Origin of the sequence: Amycolatopsis mongoliensis (genome assembly GCF_030285665.1) — a bacterium.
In the GTDB taxonomy this organism is placed as follows: domain Bacteria; phylum Actinomycetota; class Actinomycetes; order Mycobacteriales; family Pseudonocardiaceae; genus Amycolatopsis; species Amycolatopsis mongoliensis.
Genome location: NZ_CP127295.1, coordinates 7,117,630 through 7,134,745 on the forward strand (window position 1 = coordinate 7,117,630; position 17,116 = coordinate 7,134,745).

At 71.4% G+C, this 17,116-nt stretch carries 16 protein-coding genes; 12 read left to right on the plus strand and 4 right to left on the minus strand.

Translation table 11 applies throughout. The features are described 5' to 3' along the window. The first annotated feature begins 478 nt into the window (after positions 1–478). From QRX60_RS34220 to fgd, 7 genes are read left to right on the plus strand one after another with little or no spacing between them, the layout of a single operon-like run. Positions 479–1,246, plus strand: coding sequence for an SDR family oxidoreductase (locus tag QRX60_RS34220; RefSeq protein WP_285995566.1), 768 nt, complete (start codon positions 479–481; stop codon positions 1,244–1,246). Next, complete coding sequence (locus QRX60_RS34225; RefSeq protein ID WP_285995567.1) at positions 1,243–2,121, plus strand: SDR family oxidoreductase; 879 nt, start codon at positions 1,243–1,245, stop codon at positions 2,119–2,121. The genes QRX60_RS34220 and QRX60_RS34225 overlap by 4 nt, the downstream gene beginning before the upstream one ends. Continuing rightward, positions 2,121–2,861 (plus strand): enoyl-CoA hydratase family protein, encoded by a 741-nt coding sequence (locus QRX60_RS34230; protein ID WP_285995568.1) that lies wholly within the window; start codon positions 2,121–2,123, stop codon positions 2,859–2,861. Before QRX60_RS34225 ends, QRX60_RS34230 begins: the two co-directional genes overlap by 1 nt. After that, the gene (locus QRX60_RS34235; RefSeq protein WP_285995569.1) at positions 2,851–3,714 is read left to right on the plus strand and encodes a CoA transferase subunit A; all 864 of its coding nucleotides are present in this window, start codon (positions 2,851–2,853) and stop codon (positions 3,712–3,714) included. The genes QRX60_RS34230 and QRX60_RS34235 overlap by 11 nt, the downstream gene beginning before the upstream one ends. Next, positions 3,711–4,442, plus strand: coding sequence for a CoA-transferase subunit beta (locus QRX60_RS34240; RefSeq protein WP_285995570.1), 732 nt, complete (start codon positions 3,711–3,713; stop codon positions 4,440–4,442). Before QRX60_RS34235 ends, QRX60_RS34240 begins: the two co-directional genes overlap by 4 nt. Then, positions 4,439–5,494, plus strand: a complete 1,056-nt coding sequence (locus tag QRX60_RS34245; RefSeq protein WP_285995571.1) for an NAD(P)H-dependent flavin oxidoreductase — start codon at positions 4,439–4,441, stop codon at positions 5,492–5,494. The genes QRX60_RS34240 and QRX60_RS34245 overlap by 4 nt, the downstream gene beginning before the upstream one ends. A 2-nt stretch (positions 5,495–5,496) precedes the next feature. Continuing rightward, positions 5,497–6,501 (plus strand): glucose-6-phosphate dehydrogenase (coenzyme-F420), encoded by a 1,005-nt coding sequence (gene fgd / locus QRX60_RS34250; protein WP_286003760.1) that lies wholly within the window; start codon positions 5,497–5,499, stop codon positions 6,499–6,501. 77 nt (positions 6,502–6,578) lie between these two features. On the opposite strand, the gene QRX60_RS34255 is transcribed toward fgd, so the two are convergent. The 3 genes from QRX60_RS34255 to QRX60_RS34265 are packed head-to-tail and all read right to left on the minus strand — an operon-like array spanning position 6,579 to position 9,666. After that, on the minus strand, positions 6,579–7,730 hold the full coding sequence (locus QRX60_RS34255; protein WP_285995572.1) for an acetyl-CoA C-acetyltransferase: 1,152 nt from the start codon (positions 7,728–7,730) through the stop codon (positions 6,579–6,581). 8 nt (positions 7,731–7,738) lie between these two features. Continuing rightward, positions 7,739–8,503 (minus strand): SDR family oxidoreductase, encoded by a 765-nt coding sequence (locus QRX60_RS34260; RefSeq protein ID WP_408630155.1) that lies wholly within the window; start codon positions 8,501–8,503, stop codon positions 7,739–7,741. Positions 8,504–8,520: 17 nt separating this feature from the next. After that, on the minus strand, positions 8,521–9,666 hold the full coding sequence (locus tag QRX60_RS34265; RefSeq protein ID WP_285995574.1) for an acyl-CoA dehydrogenase family protein: 1,146 nt from the start codon (positions 9,664–9,666) through the stop codon (positions 8,521–8,523). 81 nt (positions 9,667–9,747) lie between these two features. On the opposite strand from QRX60_RS34265, the gene QRX60_RS34270 reads away from it, so the two are divergent. From QRX60_RS34270 to QRX60_RS34290, 5 genes are read left to right on the plus strand one after another with little or no spacing between them, the layout of a single operon-like run. Further along, a complete protein-coding gene (locus QRX60_RS34270) occupies positions 9,748–11,280 on the plus strand; it encodes a FadD3 family acyl-CoA ligase (protein WP_285995575.1) in 1,533 nt (510 codons plus the stop codon). Continuing rightward, positions 11,277–12,122 (plus strand): enoyl-CoA hydratase, encoded by an 846-nt coding sequence (locus tag QRX60_RS34275; protein WP_285995576.1) that lies wholly within the window; start codon positions 11,277–11,279, stop codon positions 12,120–12,122. The genes QRX60_RS34270 and QRX60_RS34275 overlap by 4 nt, the downstream gene beginning before the upstream one ends. After that, complete coding sequence (locus QRX60_RS34280; protein WP_285995577.1) at positions 12,122–13,252, plus strand: acyl-CoA dehydrogenase family protein; 1,131 nt, start codon at positions 12,122–12,124, stop codon at positions 13,250–13,252. Before QRX60_RS34275 ends, QRX60_RS34280 begins: the two co-directional genes overlap by 1 nt. Then, on the plus strand, positions 13,249–14,184 hold the full coding sequence (locus QRX60_RS34285; protein WP_285995578.1) for an acyl-CoA dehydrogenase family protein: 936 nt from the start codon (positions 13,249–13,251) through the stop codon (positions 14,182–14,184). The genes QRX60_RS34280 and QRX60_RS34285 overlap by 4 nt, the downstream gene beginning before the upstream one ends. After that, positions 14,181–15,251, plus strand: coding sequence for an acyl-CoA dehydrogenase family protein (locus tag QRX60_RS34290; RefSeq protein ID WP_285995579.1), 1,071 nt, complete (start codon positions 14,181–14,183; stop codon positions 15,249–15,251). The genes QRX60_RS34285 and QRX60_RS34290 overlap by 4 nt, the downstream gene beginning before the upstream one ends. A 34-nt stretch (positions 15,252–15,285) precedes the next feature. Here QRX60_RS34290 and QRX60_RS34295 read toward each other — a convergent pair whose 3' ends face one another. Next, on the minus strand, positions 15,286–17,100 hold the full coding sequence (locus QRX60_RS34295) for a flavin-containing monooxygenase (protein WP_285995580.1): 1,815 nt from the start codon (positions 17,098–17,100) through the stop codon (positions 15,286–15,288). Positions 17,101–17,116: the final 16 nt, after the last annotated feature.

A 17,116-nucleotide genomic window follows, 5' to 3' on the forward strand; every position in this document is an offset into this window, starting at 1 on the left:
AGCCCTTCGGGGACGACGGGGTCGCCGGTGCGCTCCGCGAGTTCCGTCCAGCGCAGCCGACGCCACCTGGGACCCGGGTGCTCGGCGCGGCCCAGCCCGCCGCCGGTGGTCATGCTCGTCGCTTCGAGGCCGAGGTACGCGGCGATCGGCTGGATGCTGCCCACGGCCAGGCGTGCCTGGCGGTACTCGTGGTAGGTCGTGTCCGCCGGCCCTCGCTCGTGCTCGTACATCGCGTTGATGACCCAAGCCGCGTCCGGCATCGCCGGTGACATGAAGCCGGTCAGGCCGTCGCCGCAGAGCTTCGGCAACCAGTTCGCGGAATCCGGCGGTGCGAGCGGCCACCGCCCGGACCGCGGGTTCGAATGCCCGGGTACGCGCCCATGATCCCATAATGAGTTCTAGTTCGAACTCACGTCGCCGTCCCTCGCGCACCTCGGCCGACCTTGCCCAAAGTTGGAACGTGTTCTAGTTTTGTGATGTGAAGACCGATCTGGGCCTGGCCGGTGCCGTCGTGCTCGTCACCGGCGGCGTCCGCGGCGTGGGCCGGGGCATCAGCGACGTGTTCCTCGCCCACGGCGCCCACGTCGTCACCTGCGCCCGGCGCGAGACCGCCACGAAGGCCGAGTTCGTCCAGTGCGATGTCCGTGACGAAGCCCAGGTCGCGGCCCTGATCGACGGAATCGTCGCGAAGCACGGCCGCTTGGACGTCGTCGTGAACAACGCCGGCGGCGCCCCCTACTCGCCCGCGGCGGACGCGTCGCCGCGGCTGCACGACAAGATCGTCCAGTTGAACCTGCTGGCCCCGCTGCTGGTCTCCCAGCGGGCCAACGCCGTCATGCAGCGCCAGGACAGCGGGGGCTCCATCGTGATGATCTCCAGCGTCAGCGGCACTCGCGCGTCCCCGGGAACCGCGGCTTACGGCGCCGCGAAGGCCGGGCTCGACAACCTCACCGCCAGCCTCGCCGTCGAGTGGGCGCCCAAGGTGCGGGTCAACGCGCTCGACGTCGGCATGGTCCGCACCGAGCAGTCCCACCTGCACTACGGCAGCGAGGCCGCGATCGAAGCGGTCGGCAAGACCGTGCCGCTGGGCCGGCTCGCCGAGCCCGAGGAGGTGGGCGCGTGCGCCGCGTTCCTCGCCTCCGGCCTGGCTGCCTACGTCTCCGGCGCGACCCTGCGCGTCCACGGCGGGGGTGAGGTCCCGGCGTTCCTCGCCGCGGCCGACGTCAACCAACGGGAGGATTCGTGAGCAGGTTGTGCCAGGACCGCGTGGTCGTGGTGACCGGCGCCGGTCGCGGCATCGGGCGGGCCCACGCGCTCGCCTTCGCCGCCGAGGGCGCGCCGGTGGTGGTGAACGACGTGGACGGGGACGCGACCGCCGGAGTCGTCGCCGAGATCGAGGCGCTGGGCGGAAAGGCGGTGGCGAACACCTCCGATGTCGCCGACTGGGCCGGGGCGAGGGACTTGATCGGGACGGCGCTGGCGAACTTCGGCCGCCTGGACGTGCTGGTCAACAACGCGGGGTTCGTCCGGGACCGGATGCTGGTCAACCTCGACGAGGACGAGTGGGACGCGGTGGTCCGCGTGCACCTGAAGGGACATTTCGCGCCGTTGCGGCACGCCGCCGAGCATTGGCGCGCCGAAGCCAAAGCCGGGCGGACGCCGAGCGCGCGCGTCATCAACACCAGTTCGGGCGCCGGGCTGCTGGGGAGCGTCGGCCAGGGCAACTACTCCGCGGCGAAGGCGGGTATCGCCGGCCTGACCGTCGTCGCGGCCGCCGAACTCGCCCGCTACGGCATCACCGTCAACGCGATCGCGCCGGCCGCGCGGACCCGGATGACCGAGGCGGTGTTCGCGTCGATGGCGCGTCCCGACGAGGGGTTCGACGCGATGGCCCCGGAAAACGTCTCGCCACTGGTCGTCTGGCTCGGCAGCGAAGAGTCCGCGCACGTCACCGGCCGCGTCTTCGAGGTCGAGGGCGGAAAGGTGTCGCTCGCGCAGTCGTGGCGGCACGGCCCGGCCGTGGACAAGGGTGACCGGTGGGACCCGGCCGAGCTCGGCCCGGTGGTGAAGGATCTGCTCGAGCGCGCGCCCGAGCCCGAACCTGTCTACGGAGCGAGCTGATGGGCATCCTCACCAAGCGCGACGGCCACGTCGAGGTCGTCACGGTCGACTTCCCGCCGGTGAACGCGCTGCCCGTGCAGGGCTGGTTCGACCTGGCCGACGCGCTGAAGAAGGCCGGTGAAGACCAGGACGTCCACGTCGTCGTGCTCCGCGCGGAAGGGCGGGGCTTCAACGCCGGCGTCGACATCAAGGAGATCCAGCGCAGCGCGGGGTACGACGCGCTGGTCGGTGCGAACCGGGGCTGCCACGCGGCTTTCGGCGCGGTCTACGACTGCGCGGTGCCGGTCGTCGCCGCGGTGCACGGCTTCTGCCTCGGCGGCGGCATCGGCCTGGTCGGCAACGCCGACGTCGTGATCGCCTCCGACGACGCCACCTTCGGCGTCCCCGAGGTCGAACGGGGCGCGCTCGGCGCCGCGACCCACCTGGCCCGGCTCGTCCCGCAGCACCTGATGCGCACCCTCTACTTCACCGCCCGCACCATCACCGCCGCCGAGCTGCACACGCACGGCTCGGTCTACGAGGTCGTGCCCCGCGCCGAGCTGGACGACGCCGCGCTCGCCGTCGCCCGCGACATCGCGAAGAAGGACCCGCGGGTCATCCGGGCGGCGAAAGAGGCCCTGAACGGCATCGACACCCAGCAGGTGCACCGCAGCTACCGGTTCGAGCAGGGCTTCACCTTCGAGCTCAACCTGCTCGGCGCCTCCGACGAAGCCCGCGAGGAGTTCTTGAATGGCCGATAAGCGCACGACCGCCGACGCCGTCGCGGCGGAGCTCCGCGACGGGATGACGATCGGCATCGGCGGCTGGGGCTCCCGGCGCAAGCCGATGGCGCTGGTCCGCGCGATCCTCCGCACCCCGGTCAAGGACCTCACCGTCGTTTCCTACGGCGGCCCCGACGTCGGCCTGCTCTGCGCGGCCGGCAAGGTGAAACGCGTGGTGTTCGGGTTCGTCACGCTCGACTCGATCCCGTTCGACCCGTGGTTCGGCCGTGCCCGCGAAACCGGCGCGATCGCCGTCACCGAGTACGACGAGGGCATGTTCGGCGCGGCGCTTTCCGCGGCGGCGCAACGGCTCCCGTTCCTCCCGATGCGCGCCGGGCTCGGCTCGGAGGTGATGCGGGCGAACCCGGACCTGCGGACCGTGCGGTCGCCGTACGCCGACGGCGAGGAGCTCGTCGCGGTCCCGGCGCAGCACCTCGACGTCGCGCTCGTGCACCTCAACCGCGCCGACGCCCGCGGCAACGCCCAGTACCTCGGCCCGGACCCGTACTTCGACGACCTGTTCTGCCTAGCCGCTTCGAAGAGGTTCGTATCGGTCGAAAAAGTCGTCGAGACACCGGACTTGCTGGCGGGCGGGCCGGTGCAGTCGCTGCTGCTCAACCGCGGCGCGGTCGACGGCGTCGTCGAGGCGCCGCGCGGCGCGCACTTCACCACGGCCGTGCCGGACTACGGCCGCGACGAACGGTTCCAGCGCCACTACGCCGCCTGCGCCAAGGATCCCGACGCGTGGCCGGGGTTCGCGGACCGGTTCCTCTCCGGCGACGAGCGCAGCTATCTGTCCGAAGTGGACAAGTTCGAGGCGGAGGCGGCATGAGTGCGACCCGGGCCGAGATCGCCGTCGTGGCGGTGGCCGAGCTGTTCCGCGGCGACGGCGAGATCGTCGTCAGCCCGATGGGCCTGGTCCCGCAGCTCGGGGCGAAGCTCGCGCGGCTGACGTTCGAGCCGGACCTGCTGATGTCGGACGGCGAGGCGTACCTGGTCACCACCGACGGTGTCGTCGAGGGCTGGCAGCCGTTCCGGAAGATGCTCGACACGATCGTCCCGCACGGGCGGCGGCACGTCGTCATGGGCGCCAACCAGATCGACCGGTACGGCAACCAGAACATCTCCGCCATCGGCGACCACGCCCGGCCGAAGAAGCAGCTGCTGGGCGTGCGGGGCGCGCCGGGCAACACCGTCAACCACCGCACCAGCTACTGGGTGCCGCGGCATTCCTCGAGGGTCTTCGTGGACACCGTGGACGTCGTTTCCGGCGTGGGCTACGACAACGCGGCGAAGGCGGGCCCGTCGGCCGAGAAGTTCCACGACGTCCACCGGGTCGTCACGAACCTCGGCGTCTTCGACTTCGCCACGCCCGACCACTCGATGCGGGCGGTGTCGCTGCACCCCGGCGTCACGCGCGACGAGGTCGCGGCGGCGACCACGTTCGAGATCGACTTCGGCAGCGTGGTGACCAGCCGCGAGCCGGCGGACGAAGAGCTGCGGCTCATCCGCGAGGTCGTGGACCCGAAGAGCCTGCGCGACAAGGAAGTCCCGGCGTGAAGACGGCTCTGACGGAGCTCGTCGGCGTCGAGCACCCGGTCGTGCAGACCGGGATGGGCTGGGTCGCCGGGCCGCGGCTCGTCTCGGCGACGGCCGAAGCGGGCGCGCTCGGCATCCTGGCGTCGGCCACCATGACCTACCTCGAACTGGAAGCCGCGATCGAGGAGGTCAAGAAGCGCACGGAGAAACCGTTCGGCGTGAACCTGCGCGCCGATGCGGCCGACGCCGGCGACCGCGTCGACCTGCTGATCCGCGAGGGCGTCAAGGTGGCGTCGTTCGCGCTCGCGCCGCGCAAGGAGATGATCGCCAAGCTGCGTGACCACGGGATCGTCGTGATCCCGTCGATCGGCGCCGCGCGCCACGCCGAGAAAGTCGCCGCGTGGGGCGCCGACGCCGTCATCGTCCAGGGCGGCGAAGGCGGCGGGCACACCGGGGGAGTGGCGACCACCCTGCTGCTGCCGTCGGTGCTGGACGCCGTCGACATCCCGGTCGTCGCCGCCGGCGGCTTCTTCGACGGACGCGGGCTCGCCGCGGCCCTCGCGTACGGCGCGGCGGGCGTGGCGATGGGCACCCGGTTCCTGCTGAGCAAGGAGAGCACGGTCCCCGACGACGTCAAGCGCGTCTACCTCGAGCAGGGTCTCACCGGGACGGTCGTCACCCGGCGGGTCGACGGCCTGCCGCATCGCGTGCTGCGCACCGACCTCGTCGAGAAGCTCGAGCGCACCGGCCGGCTGCGCGGCCTGGCGCAGGCCGCGAGGAACGCTCTCCGCTTCCGGAATATCACCGGACTGTCCCCGGTTGCGATGGTCAAAGAAGGCCTTGCGATGAAGCACGGCAACGATCTGACCTGGAGTCAGCTGGTCATGGCGGCCAACACCCCGATGCTGTTGCGGGCGGGGCTGGTCGAGGGCCGGACGGACGCGGGAGTGCTAGCGTCGGGACAGGTGGTGGGCATGATCCACGACCTGCCCACGGTGGCCGGGATCGTCGAGGGCACAGTGGCCGAGGCAGGTGAGATCCTGCGGCGACTCGGCCGGGAAACGGGAGGATGAGCGTGGCGCTCAAGGTCGGATACAAGGCGTCGGCGGAGCAGTTCGGACCGCGGGACCTGGTCGAGTACGCGGTGCGTGCCGAAGAGGTCGGCCTCGACTCGGTCTGGGTGTCGGATCACTTCCTGCCGTGGCGGCACGAGGGCGGGCACGCGCCGTGGGCGCTGGCGTGGATGCCGGCGGTGGCCGAGCGCACGAAGCGGGTGCAGATCGGCACGAGCGTGCTGACCCCGACGTTCCGGTACAACCCGGCGGTGATCGCCCAGGCGTTCGCGACGATGTCGCTGCTGTCGAACGGTCGCGTGATCCTCGGCGTGGGGTCCGGCGAGGCGCTGAACGAGATCGCCGTGTCGGGGCGTGAGTGGCCGGAGTTCAAGGAGCGCTTCGCCCGGCTGCGGGAGTCGGTCAAGCTGATCCGCGAGCTGTGGACCAGCGACAACGTGAACTTCGACGGCGAGTACTACAAGCTGGTCGACGCCCGCATCTACGACCGGCCGGAGCAGCCGGTGCCGGTGTACATCGCCGCGGGCGGCCCGGTGGTGGCCAAGTACGCCGGCCGGTCCGGTGACGGCTTCATCTGCACCTCGGGCAAGGGCATGGACCTCTACACCGAGAAGCTGATGCCCGCGGTCAAGGAAGGTGCCGAGGCGGCCGGGAAGACCGTCGACGACGTCGACCGGACCATCGAGATCAAGATGTCCTACGACCGCGACCACGAGAAGGCGCTGGAGAACACCCGGTTCTGGGCGCCGCTGTCGCTGTCGGCGGAGCAGAAGCACAGCGTCACGTCGGCCGACGAGATGGAGCGGCTGGCCGACGAGCTGCCGATCGAGCAGGTCGCCAAGCGCTGGATCGTGGCGTCCGACCCGGACGAGGCCGTGGCGCAGATCAAGCCGTACCTGGACGCGGGGCTCAACCACCTCGTCTTCCACGGCCCGGGCCACGGCCAGGAGCGGTTCTTGAGCCAGTTCTCCGAGGACGTCCTGCCGAAGCTGCGCGCCCTGGGCTGAGTCTCGGTGCAAGTTGTCGTGAGTGAGAAACAGGGTTCTAACCTGTTTCTCACTCACGACAAGCCGCGGCAGACCACTTACAGGCGTTCGATGATGGTGACGTTGGCGGTGCCGCCGCCTTCGCACATCGTCTGCAGGCCGTAGCGGCCGCCGCGGCGCTCCAGCTCGTGCAGGAGCGTCGCGAGCAGCTTCGTCCCGGTCGCCCCGATGGGGTGGCCGAGGGCGATGCCGCCGCCGTTGACGTTCACCCGCTCGGGGTCCGCGCCCGTTTCGTCCAGCCACGCGAGCACCACGCTCGCGAACGCCTCGTTGACCTCGAACAGGTCGATGTCGTCGATCGCGAGCCCGGTCTTGCGGAGCGCGTGCGACGTCGCCGGGATCGGGCCGGTCAGCATCCACACCGGGTCGGCCGCGCGGACCGACAGGTGGTGGATGCGGGCCCGGGGCGTCAGGCCGTGCTCCTTCACGAACGCCTCCGACGCGACGAGGGCCGCGCTCGCGCCGTCGGAGATCTGGCTGGCCACCGCCGCCGTGAGGCGTGATTCCGGAGACAGCGGCTTCAGGCCGCGCATCCGCTCCAGCGACGTGTCCCGGCGCGGGCCTTCGTCCTGCCGGAAGCCGTCGACCGGCGCGATCTCGGCGTCGAAGCGTCCTTCGTCGATGGCCGCGAGCGCCCGCTGATGGCTGCGCAGCGCGTATTCCTCCATCGCGGAGCGGCTGATGTCCCAGTGCTCGGCGATCATGTCGGCGCTGCGGAACTGCGACACCTCGACACTGCCGTAGCGCTCCTGCCAGCCCTTCGAGCCGGAGAACGGGTCGTCGAAGCCGTATTCGCGCCCGGCCAGCATCGCCGCGCTGATCGGGATGCGGCTCATGTTCTGCACGCCGCCGGCCAGCACCAGGTCCTGCGTCCCCGATAGCACGGCCTGCGCGGCGAAGTGCACGGCCTGCTGGCTCGACCCGCACTGCCGGTCGATGGTCACGCCGGGCACGTGGTCCGGGAAGCCTGCCGCTAGCCACGCCGTGCGCGCGATGTTGCCCGACTGCGGGCCCAGGGTGTCCGTGCAGCCCAGGATGACGTCGTCGACGAGGTCCGGGTCGACGCCCGCGCGCTCGACGACCGCCCGGATGACGTGCGCCCCGAGGTCGGCGGAGTGCCACCCGGACAGCGCGCCGCCGCGCCGGCCGACCGGGGTGCGGACCGCGTCGAGGAGGAAGGCTTCGGGCACGGGAGCTCCTAGGGGTGCTGGCTGCTGACGGAGACGACTTCGCCGGTGAGGTAGCTCGCGTAGTCGCTGGCGAGGAAGACCATGACGTTGGCGACCTCCCACGGTTCGGCGGCGCGGCCGAACGCCTCCCGCTTCGTGAGGTCTTCGAGGAGTTCGTCGCTGGTCACCTTGGCGAGGAAGGGATGCATGGCCAGGCTCGGCGCGACGGCGTTGATCCGGACGCCGTGCTCGGCGGCGTCGAGGGCCGAACACCGCGTCAGCGCCATCACCCCGGCTTTCGCGGCGGCGTAGTGCGCCTGCCCGGCTTGGGCGCGCCAGCCGATCACCGACGCGTTGTTGACGATCGCCCCGCCGCCGCCCTGGGCGACGAACTGCCGCAACGCCGCGCGCGTGCACCGGAACGTCCCGGTGAGCGTGATGTCGAGAACGCGGGACCACTCGTCGTCGGCCATGTCCAGCACGGACTTCGTGCCGCCCAGCCCGGCGTTGTTCACCATGACGTCGATCTGTCCGAAGTGGTCCACCGCGCCATCGATCAGTGCCTGGACCTGGTCCTCGGCCGTGACGTCGCAGGGAATCGCGTGCACCTTGCCGAGCGAAGCCAGCTCGGCCGCCTTTTCGCCGAGCCGCCGTTCGTGCCAGTCGGAGATGACGACGCTGGCGCCCTCTTCCAGGCACCGGCGGGCCACGGCCGAGCCGATGCCGGTGCCGGCCGCGGCGGTGACCACGACGACCTTGCCGGCCAGCAGCTCGTGGCCGGGTACGTTTTTCAAAGACACTGTCTGCGGGATCACGGGCGTGCCTCCCTCGGCAGGCCGAGCACGCGCTCGGCGATGATGTTCCGCTCGATCTCGTCCGAACCGCCGTAGATCGTGTCCGCGCGGGTGAACAGGTAGAGCCGCTGGGCATCGTCCAGCTCGGCACCGGCGGCGACCAGCGAACGCGCCCCGCGGGCCCGCATCGCCAGCTCACCGAGCCCGCGGTGCCACTGCGCCCACAGCAGCTTCCCGACGGCGACCTCCGGCCCGGCCGGGCGTCCGAGGGTCCGCAACGCGTGCGCGCGCAGGACCCGCAGGCCGATCCGGGCGCGCGCGAGGTCCGTGCGCAGCAGCGGGTCGTCGTAGGTGCCGGTCCGCTTCGCGTCGGCGACGATGTCGTCGAGCTCGCGGCGGAAGCCGATCTGCTGGCCGAGCGTGGAGACGCCGCGTTCGAAGCCGAGGGTGGCCATGGCGATCTTCCAGCCGTCGCCGGGTTCGCCGACGACCATCCCGGCGGACGTGCGGGCGTCGTCGAAGAAGACTTCGTTGAACTCGGACGTGCCGGTCAGCTGCTGGATCGGCCGCACGGTGACGCCCTCCTGGCGCAGCGGCACCAGCAGGTAGGACAGGCCGTGGTGGCGTTGCGACCCCGGTTCGGTGCGGGCCACGACGAAGCACCAGTCGGCCACGTGCGCCAGCGACGTCCAGATCTTCTGGCCGTTGACCACCCAGTCGCCGTCGCGCCGGACGGCCGACGTCGAGACGGCAGCCAGGTCGGACCCGGCACCGGGCTCGGAGTAGCCCTGGCACCACAGCTCTTCGACGGCGACGATCTTCGGCAGGAACCGCTTCCGCTGCTCGGGCGTGCCGAACGCGATGAGCGTCGGGCCGAGCAGCTGCTCGCCGATGTGGTTGACGCGCGCGGGCGCCCCCGAAGCCGCGTACTCCTCGTGGAAGGCGACCTGCTCGTCGAGGGACAGGCCGCGGCCGCCGTGCTCGACCGGCCAGCCGACGCAGGTCCAGCCCGCCGCGGCGAGGTGGCGCTCCCAGGCCAGCCGCAGGTCGAACGCCTCGTGCTCGCGTCCCGGGCCACCGAGGCCCCGCAGCTCGGCGAACTCGCCGGTCAGGTTGTCCGCGAGCCAGCCCGCGACCTCGCGGCGGAATCGCGTCGGTTCCACGCTCGCCTCCTTGCTGCCGGGCCGGTCCGGACCTAGGGTAATGAGAACACGTTCTAGTTTGTCGGTCCAGAGGAGGGTGTGGTGGGACAGACCACGATCCCGGCCGTCGTCCGCGATGCCGCCGCGAAGTTCGGTTCGGCGGAGGCACTGGTCGACGGCGCGCTCCGGCTCGGTTTCGACGATCTTCTGGAACGTGTTCAGTCGGTCGCGCGGGCGTTCGCCGCGAGCGGTGTCCAGCCCGGCGACCGGGTCGCCATCACCCTCCCGAACACCCACCACTGGGTGCTCACGGCGCTGGGCGCGCTCTACGCGGGCGCGACCCTGGTGCCGGTCAACACCCGGTTCACCGCCGCCGAGACCGTCGACCTGCTGGTCCGCAGCCGGGCGAAGGCCCTGGTCGTGGCGGCGGACTTCCTCGGCACCGACCGGCACGCCGCGATCGTCGCGACCGGCGCGGACCTGCCCGACCTCGGCACGGTCGTCCGGGTCGCCCTGGAGCAACCGCCCCGGCCGGTCGGGGACGCGCTCGGCTGGGACGAGTTCCTCGCGCTGGCGGACGGCGTGCCGGTGGCCGACGTCGAGGCGCGCGCGGACGCGGTCCGGCCGGACGACGTGAGCGACATCCTCTTCACCTCGGGCACGACCGGCCGCTCGAAGGGCGTGCTGTCGGCGCACCGCCAGGTCGTCGGTGTCGCCGCCGCCTGGGCGGACTGCGGCCGGGTCACCGCCGACGACCGGTACCTGGTGATCAACCCGTTCTTCCACAGCTTCGGCTACAAGGCCGGGATCGTCGTGGGCCTGCTGACCGGCGCGACGATCGTCCCGCAGGCCGTGTTCGACGTGCGCGCCGCGCTCGACCTGATCGACCGGGAGCGGATCTCGGTGCTGCCGGGCGCGCCCACGATCTTCCAGTCCCTGCTGCACGAGCCCGAACGCGGCGACCTGTCCTCGCTGCGGCTCGCGGTCACCGGCGCCGCCGACGTCCCGGCGTCGCTCGTCCGGCGAATGCGGTCCGAGCTGGGCTTCGACATCGTCCTGACGGCGTACGGCCTCACCGAGGCCGTCGTGGTGACCATGTGCCGCCCGGGTGACGACGCGGAGCTCGTCGCGAAGACGTCCGGCCGCGCGACCGCCGGGTTCGAGGTCGCGATCCAGGGCTCGCCCGGCGAGGTGGTGGTCCGCGGGCCGAACGTGATGCTCGGCTACCTCGACGACCCCGAGGCCACCGCGAAGGCCGTCGACGAGCAGGGCTGGCTGCACACCGGCGACGTCGGCGAGCTCGACGAGGAAGGCAACCTCACGCTCACCGGCCGGCTCAAGGACATGTACATCTGCGGCGGCTTCAACGTCTACCCGGCCGAGGTCGAGCACGCCCTGACCGAGCTGGCCGGCGTCCGCGACGCCGCCGTGATCGGCGTGCCGGACGAGCGGCTCGGCGAGGTCGGCAAGGCCTTCGTCGTCGGCGCCGGCCTGACCGAAGACGCCGTGCTCGCGTTCTGCCGCGAGCGCCTCGCCAACTACAAGACCCCGCGGTCGGTCGCGTTCCTGGACGCGCTGCCCCGCAACGCTTCCGGCAAGGTGCTGAAGCGGCTGCTCAGTGAGGAAACGCAATGAGTGAAGACGTCGTCCGCTACGAGCGCCGCGGGCCGGTCGCCGTGGTCACCATGAACCGGCCCGACTACCGCAACGCCCAGAACTCGGCGATGACCTACGCCCTCGACGACGCCTTCGCCCGCGCGGTGAACGACGCCGAGGTCAAGGTGATCGTGCTGGCGGGGGAGGGCAAGCACTTCTCCGCCGGGCACGACATCGGCACCCCGGGCCGGGACGTGGACCAGTCGTTCGACCGCCGCGCGGTGCTGTGGTGGGACCACACCGACCGCGCCGGCGGCGACCAGCGCTTCGCCCGCGAGTCCGAGGTCTACCTGGGCATGTGCCGGCGCTGGCGGGAGATCCCGAAGCCGATGATCGCGAGCGTGCAGGGCGCCTGCATCGCGGGCGGGCTGATGCTGGCCTGGGTGTGCGACCTGATCGTGGCGGCCGACGACGCGTTCTTCGCCGACCCGGTGGTGCGCATGGGCATCCCGGGCGTCGAGTACTTCGCGCACCCGTGGGTGCTGGGCCCGCGAGCCGCGAAGGAGGTCCTGTTCACCGGCGAGCGCTTCACCGTCCAGCAGGCCAAGGAATGGGGGATGATCACCCGGATCGTCCCCCGCGCGGAGCTGGAACAGCGCACGCTGGAGCTGGCGGAGAAGATCGGTGCGATGCCGCAGTTCGGCCTCGCGCTGGCGAAGAAGGCCGTCAACCAGGCCGAAGACCTGATGGGCCTGCGGTCCGGGATGGACTCCGTGTTCGGGCTGCATCATCTCGCGCACGCCCACAACGCAGAGACGTCGGAAGACTCGCTCGGCGGGCAGTCCGCGCGGTCCATGCGCGACGCGAACAAGGGGGCTTGATGGACCTCGACATCGACGAGGCGTCCGCGGCCTTCCGCGACGAAGCGCGCGCGTGGCTGCGTGAGCACGTCCGGGCGTTGCCGTCGATGGACACGGCCGAAGGCTTCGCGGCGCACCGCGAGTGGGAAGCCGAACTCGCCGAAGCGCGGTGGTCAGTCGTGTCGTGGCCGCGCGAGTACCACGGCCGGGACGCGTCGATGCTGCAGTGGCTGCTGTTCGAGGAGGAGTACTACGCGTCCGGCGCGCCGGGCCGGGTGGGCCAGAACGGGATCTTCATGCTGGGCCCGACACTGTTCGCGCACGGCACGCCGGAGCAGCGGGACCGGATCCTGCCCGCGATGGCCCGCGGCGACGAAGTGTGGGCGCAGGCGTGGTCGGAACCCGAAGCGGGCAGCGACATCGCGGCGTTGCGCAGCACGGCCGTGCGCACCGACGGCGGCTGGCTGCTTTCGGGGCAGAAGACGTGGAGTTCGCGAGCGGCCTTCGCGGATCGCGCGTTCGGGCTGTTCCGCACCGACCCCTCGGCACAGCGCCATCACGGGCTGACGTACTTCATGGCCGACCTGCGCGCCGACGGCGTGACGGTCCGGCCGATCCCGCAGCTGGACGGCGAGCCCGGGTTCGCGGAGATCTTCTTCGACGCCGTGTTCGTGCCCGACGAGGACGTGATCGGGGAGGTGGGGCAGGGCTGGCGGGTCGCGATGACGACCGCCAACAACGAACGCGGCCTGTCCCTGCGCAGCCCGGGCCGGTTCCTCGCCGCGGCCGACCGGCTCGTCGACCTCTGGCGCTCGCAGGACTCGCCACCATCCACACAGGACCGGGTCGCCGACGCCTGGATCGGCGCCCGCGCCTACCAGCTCTACACGTTCGGCACGGTGAGCCGGCTCGCCGACGGTGGCGAGCTGGGCCCGGAGTCCAGCGTGAACAAGCTGTTCTGGTCGCACCTGGACGTCGAGCTGCACGAGACGGCCCTGGACGTGCTCGGCCCGGCCGCGGAGACCGCCCGGGACTGGGTGGACGGCTACTTGTTCTCCCTCGCCGGACCCATCTACGGCGGCACCGACCAGATCCAGCGCAACACGATCGCGGAACGGCTGCTGAAACTGCCGCGGGAGGCGCGCCGATGAAGTTCCAGCTGTCGCCGGAGCAGCGCCAGTTCTCCGCGTCGCTGCACGACCTGCTGGGCGGCGCGGACACCGCCGCCGTCGCGCGGGCCTGGGCCGCGGGTTCGCCCGAGCGCGGCCTGAAACTGCTGCGCGCCCTCGCCGACCTCGGCGTCCCCGCGTTGCTCGTCGACGAGGACCACGGCGGGCTCGGCGGTTCCCCGGTCGACCTCGTCGTCGCCTTCGAAGCCCTCGGGTACCACGCCGTGCCCGGCCCTTTGGTCGAAACGGCCGCCGCGGCCCCCGCGGTGCTGACCGGCGACCAGCTCGCCGCGCTGGCCGGAGGCGAACTCCTCGCCACGGTCGTCGCGCCGCCGGAAGTGCCGCTCGCCCTGGACGCCGACGTCGCCGGAGTGCTCCTCGACCTCAACGAGGGCGAAGTCACCGACGTCGGGATCGACCTCGTCCCGTCGATCGATCCGGCCCGGCGGCTGTTCCGGATCACCGGGACCACACGCCCGACCGCCGCCGATCCGATCGCGTTCGACCGGGGCGTCCTGGCCGTGTCCGCGCAGCTGCTCGGCGCGGGCCAGTGGCTTCTCGACGCTTCGGTCGCCTACGCCAAGCAGCGCAGCCAGTACGGCCGGGCGATCGGCGAGTACCAAGCGGTCAAGCACCTGCTGGCCGACGTCGTGACGCAGCTCGAACTCGCCCGGCCGCTCCTGTACGGCGCGGCCGTCGCCGGGGACACCTTCGCCCGCGACGTCTCCGCGGCGAAGGTGATGGCGGGCGATGCCGCCTACCTCGCCGCACGCACGGCCCTCCAGGTGCACGGCGCCATCGGCTACACCGCCGAACACGACCTCGGCCTGCGGCTGACGAAGGTGCGCGCCCTGGCCGGAGCCTGGGGAACCGGGTCGTTCCACCGCGCGCGCGTCCTGGCGGCGCTGCGATGACCGATCCCCTGGACACCGAGGAAGCCCAGGCCCTGCGGGACGCGGTGCGATCGCTGCTGACCCGCCGGTCGGGACCGGAGGCGGTCCGGGCGGCGATGGAGTCACCGCTCGGGTACGACGACAAGCTCTGGTCGACGCTGTGCGAGCAGATCGGCGTCGCCGCCCTCGCGATCCCCGAGCACTACGGCGGGGCGGGCGCCGGCCTGGCCGAGGTCTGCGTGGTCTTGGAGGAACTGGGCCGCAGGCTCACCCCGGCCCCGATGCTCGGCTCCGCCGTTCTGTGCGGCGAAGCGTTGCTGCGCACCGGGAACGACGAAGCGTGCGAACGGCTGCTGCCGGGCATCGCCGCGGGCACCACCCTGGCCGCGCTGGCCTGGTCCGACGAAGACTGGTCGCCGGGCTTGACCGCGTCCGGCACCGGGCTCGACGGCCGCGCCCACTACGTCCTCGACGGCGACCTCGCGGACGTCCTGCTCGCCGTGGCCCGCACGGCCGACGGCGTCGGCCTGTTCGAGGTGCCGCTCGACGGCGTCCACCGGGAGCGCGTCACCACCCTCGACCCGACCCGGCGGTTGGCGGTCGTGGAGTTCGCGTCGACTCCGGCGCGACGCTTGGACGCCGACGGGTTCGAGCAGCACCTGCCGAAGCTGCAGAACACGGCGGTGGTCGCCGTCGCCGCCGAACAGGTCGGCGCGGCGGCCCGTGCGCTGGAACTGACGGTGGAGTACACGAAACAACGCCGTCAGTTCGGCCGGGCGATCGGGTCGTTCCAGGCGCTGAAGCATCGGATGGCCGACGTGCACGTCCACGTCGAAGCGGCTCGCTCGGCGCTCTACGCGGCGCTGGTGGACGGTGACGCCGAAGCCGTGACGACCGCGAAAGTCGTGTGCAGCGAGGCGTTTTCCCACGCGGCGGCGGAGATGATCCAGCTGCACGGCGGCATCGCGATCACCTGGGAACACGACGCGCACCTGTACTTCAAGCGCGCCCACGGGACCGCCCTGCTCTTCGGCGACCCGGCAGGCTGGCTCGGCCCAGGCGGTCGTGAGTGGGAAACAGTGTTCTAACCCTGTTTCCCACTCACGACCCCCGGGCCGGGCGTCAGGCGAGGTGGTGCCGTTCCTGCAGCCCGTAGACCGGCGTCGGGATGCCCTCCGCGCGGGCCTTCAGCTGCAGAGCCAGGTAGAGCGAGTAGTGCCGGGACTGGTGCAGGTTCCCGCCGTGGAACCAGAGCCCTTCCTGCTGGGTGGGCTTCCACATGTTCCGCTGCTCGCCCTCCCACGGGCCCGGGTCCTTCGTCGTGTCGGACCCGAGGCCCCACACCTTGCCGACCTTGTCCGCGACCTCCTGGCTGATCAGGTCCGCCGCCCAGCCGTTCATCGAGCCGTAGCCCGTCGCGTAGACGACGAGGTCCGCCTCCAGCTCGGTGCCGTCTTCGAGCTTCACGGAGTTCTCCGTCAGCTCGACGACCTGGCCGTGCGCGAGCTTGACGTCGCCGTTGGCCACCAGGTCCGCCGCGCCGACGTCGATGTAGTAGCCCGAGCCGCGCCGCAGGTACTTCATGAACAGGCCGGAGTCGTCGTCGCCCCAGTCGTGCCGGAAGCCCGCGGCTTCGAGGCGGTCGTAGAACTCCTGGTCGCGCTCCTTGATCGCCGCGTAGACCGGCTGCTGGAAGGTGTGCATGATCCGGTAGGGGAGCGAGGCGAAGGTCAGGTCCGCCTTCTGCGTCGTCATCCCGGCGGCCAGCGCGCGTTCCGAGTAGAGGTCGCCCAGGCCGAGGTCCATCAGCGAGTCCGACTTCACGATGTGCGTCGAGCTGCGCTGGATCATCGTCACGTCGGCGCCGGCTTCCCACAGCGCGCCGCAGATGTCGAACGCGGAGTTGTTGGACCCGACGATCACGGCTTTCTTGCCGCGGTAGGCGTCCGGCCCGGGGTGCTGGGAGCTGTGGTGCTGCTCGCCGCGGAAGCGATCTTGCCCGGGCAGGACGGGAACGTTCGGCTTGCCCGACATGCCGGTCGCGAGCACCAGTTGCTTCGGCTTGAGGAGGACTTCTTCGCCGTCGCGGTCGAGGACGACCGTCCACTCCTTCGCTTCTTCGTCGTAGGAGGCGCTCTTGCAGGTCGTCGACGACCAGTAGTTCACCTCCATGACCTTCGTGTACATCTCGAGCCAGTCGGCGATTTTGTCCTTCGGCGCGAAGACGGGCCAGGTGCGCGGGAAGTCGAGGTAGGGCAGGTGGTCGTACCAGACGGGGTCGTGCAGGCAGAGCGACTTGTACCGGCTGCGCCACTGGTCACCCGGCCGCGCGTAGCGGTCGACGACGACGTGGTCCACGCCGAGCTGGCGCAGCCGGGCACCCAGCGCGATGCCGCCCTGCCCGCCGCCGATGACGACGACGTACGGCTGCCGCGTCGTGCCCAGTTCGTCGGCCTCCGCCTGCCGCGCTTCGGACCAGGTGACGCGGTCGCGGTTGACGCCGTGCTCGGCCCCCTTCGGCCGGGTGGCGCCGAGCGGCTCTTCGTGGCCCTTCAGCTCGTGCAACGTCGTGAGGAAGGTGAACGCGCCTTCGTCGGTGAGCCGCAGGTGCCCGCGGCCGCGTCCGGCGGCGGTCTCGAAGCCGATCCACGCCTCGACGACGCCGTCGGCCTCGGTCGGCTCTTCGGTGGTGTGGAAGCCACTCGCGTCGGCGGTGTCCATGGTCGCGAGCAGCAGGTCCTTGACGCCGTCGCGGTTTTCGACCGTCTTGAGGTTCCAGGTGAACGCGATCAGGTCGCGCCAGAACGACGTCGTGGCGAAGAGGGCGGCGGCCCGGTCGGCGTCCCGGGCCGCGAGCGCGGCCTCGAAGTCGGCGAGCCAGCCTTCGACGCGCTGCCGGGCATCGACGGCCGCGGCCGGTTCGAGGGTCTGGGTCATGAGCGGACCTCCCCGT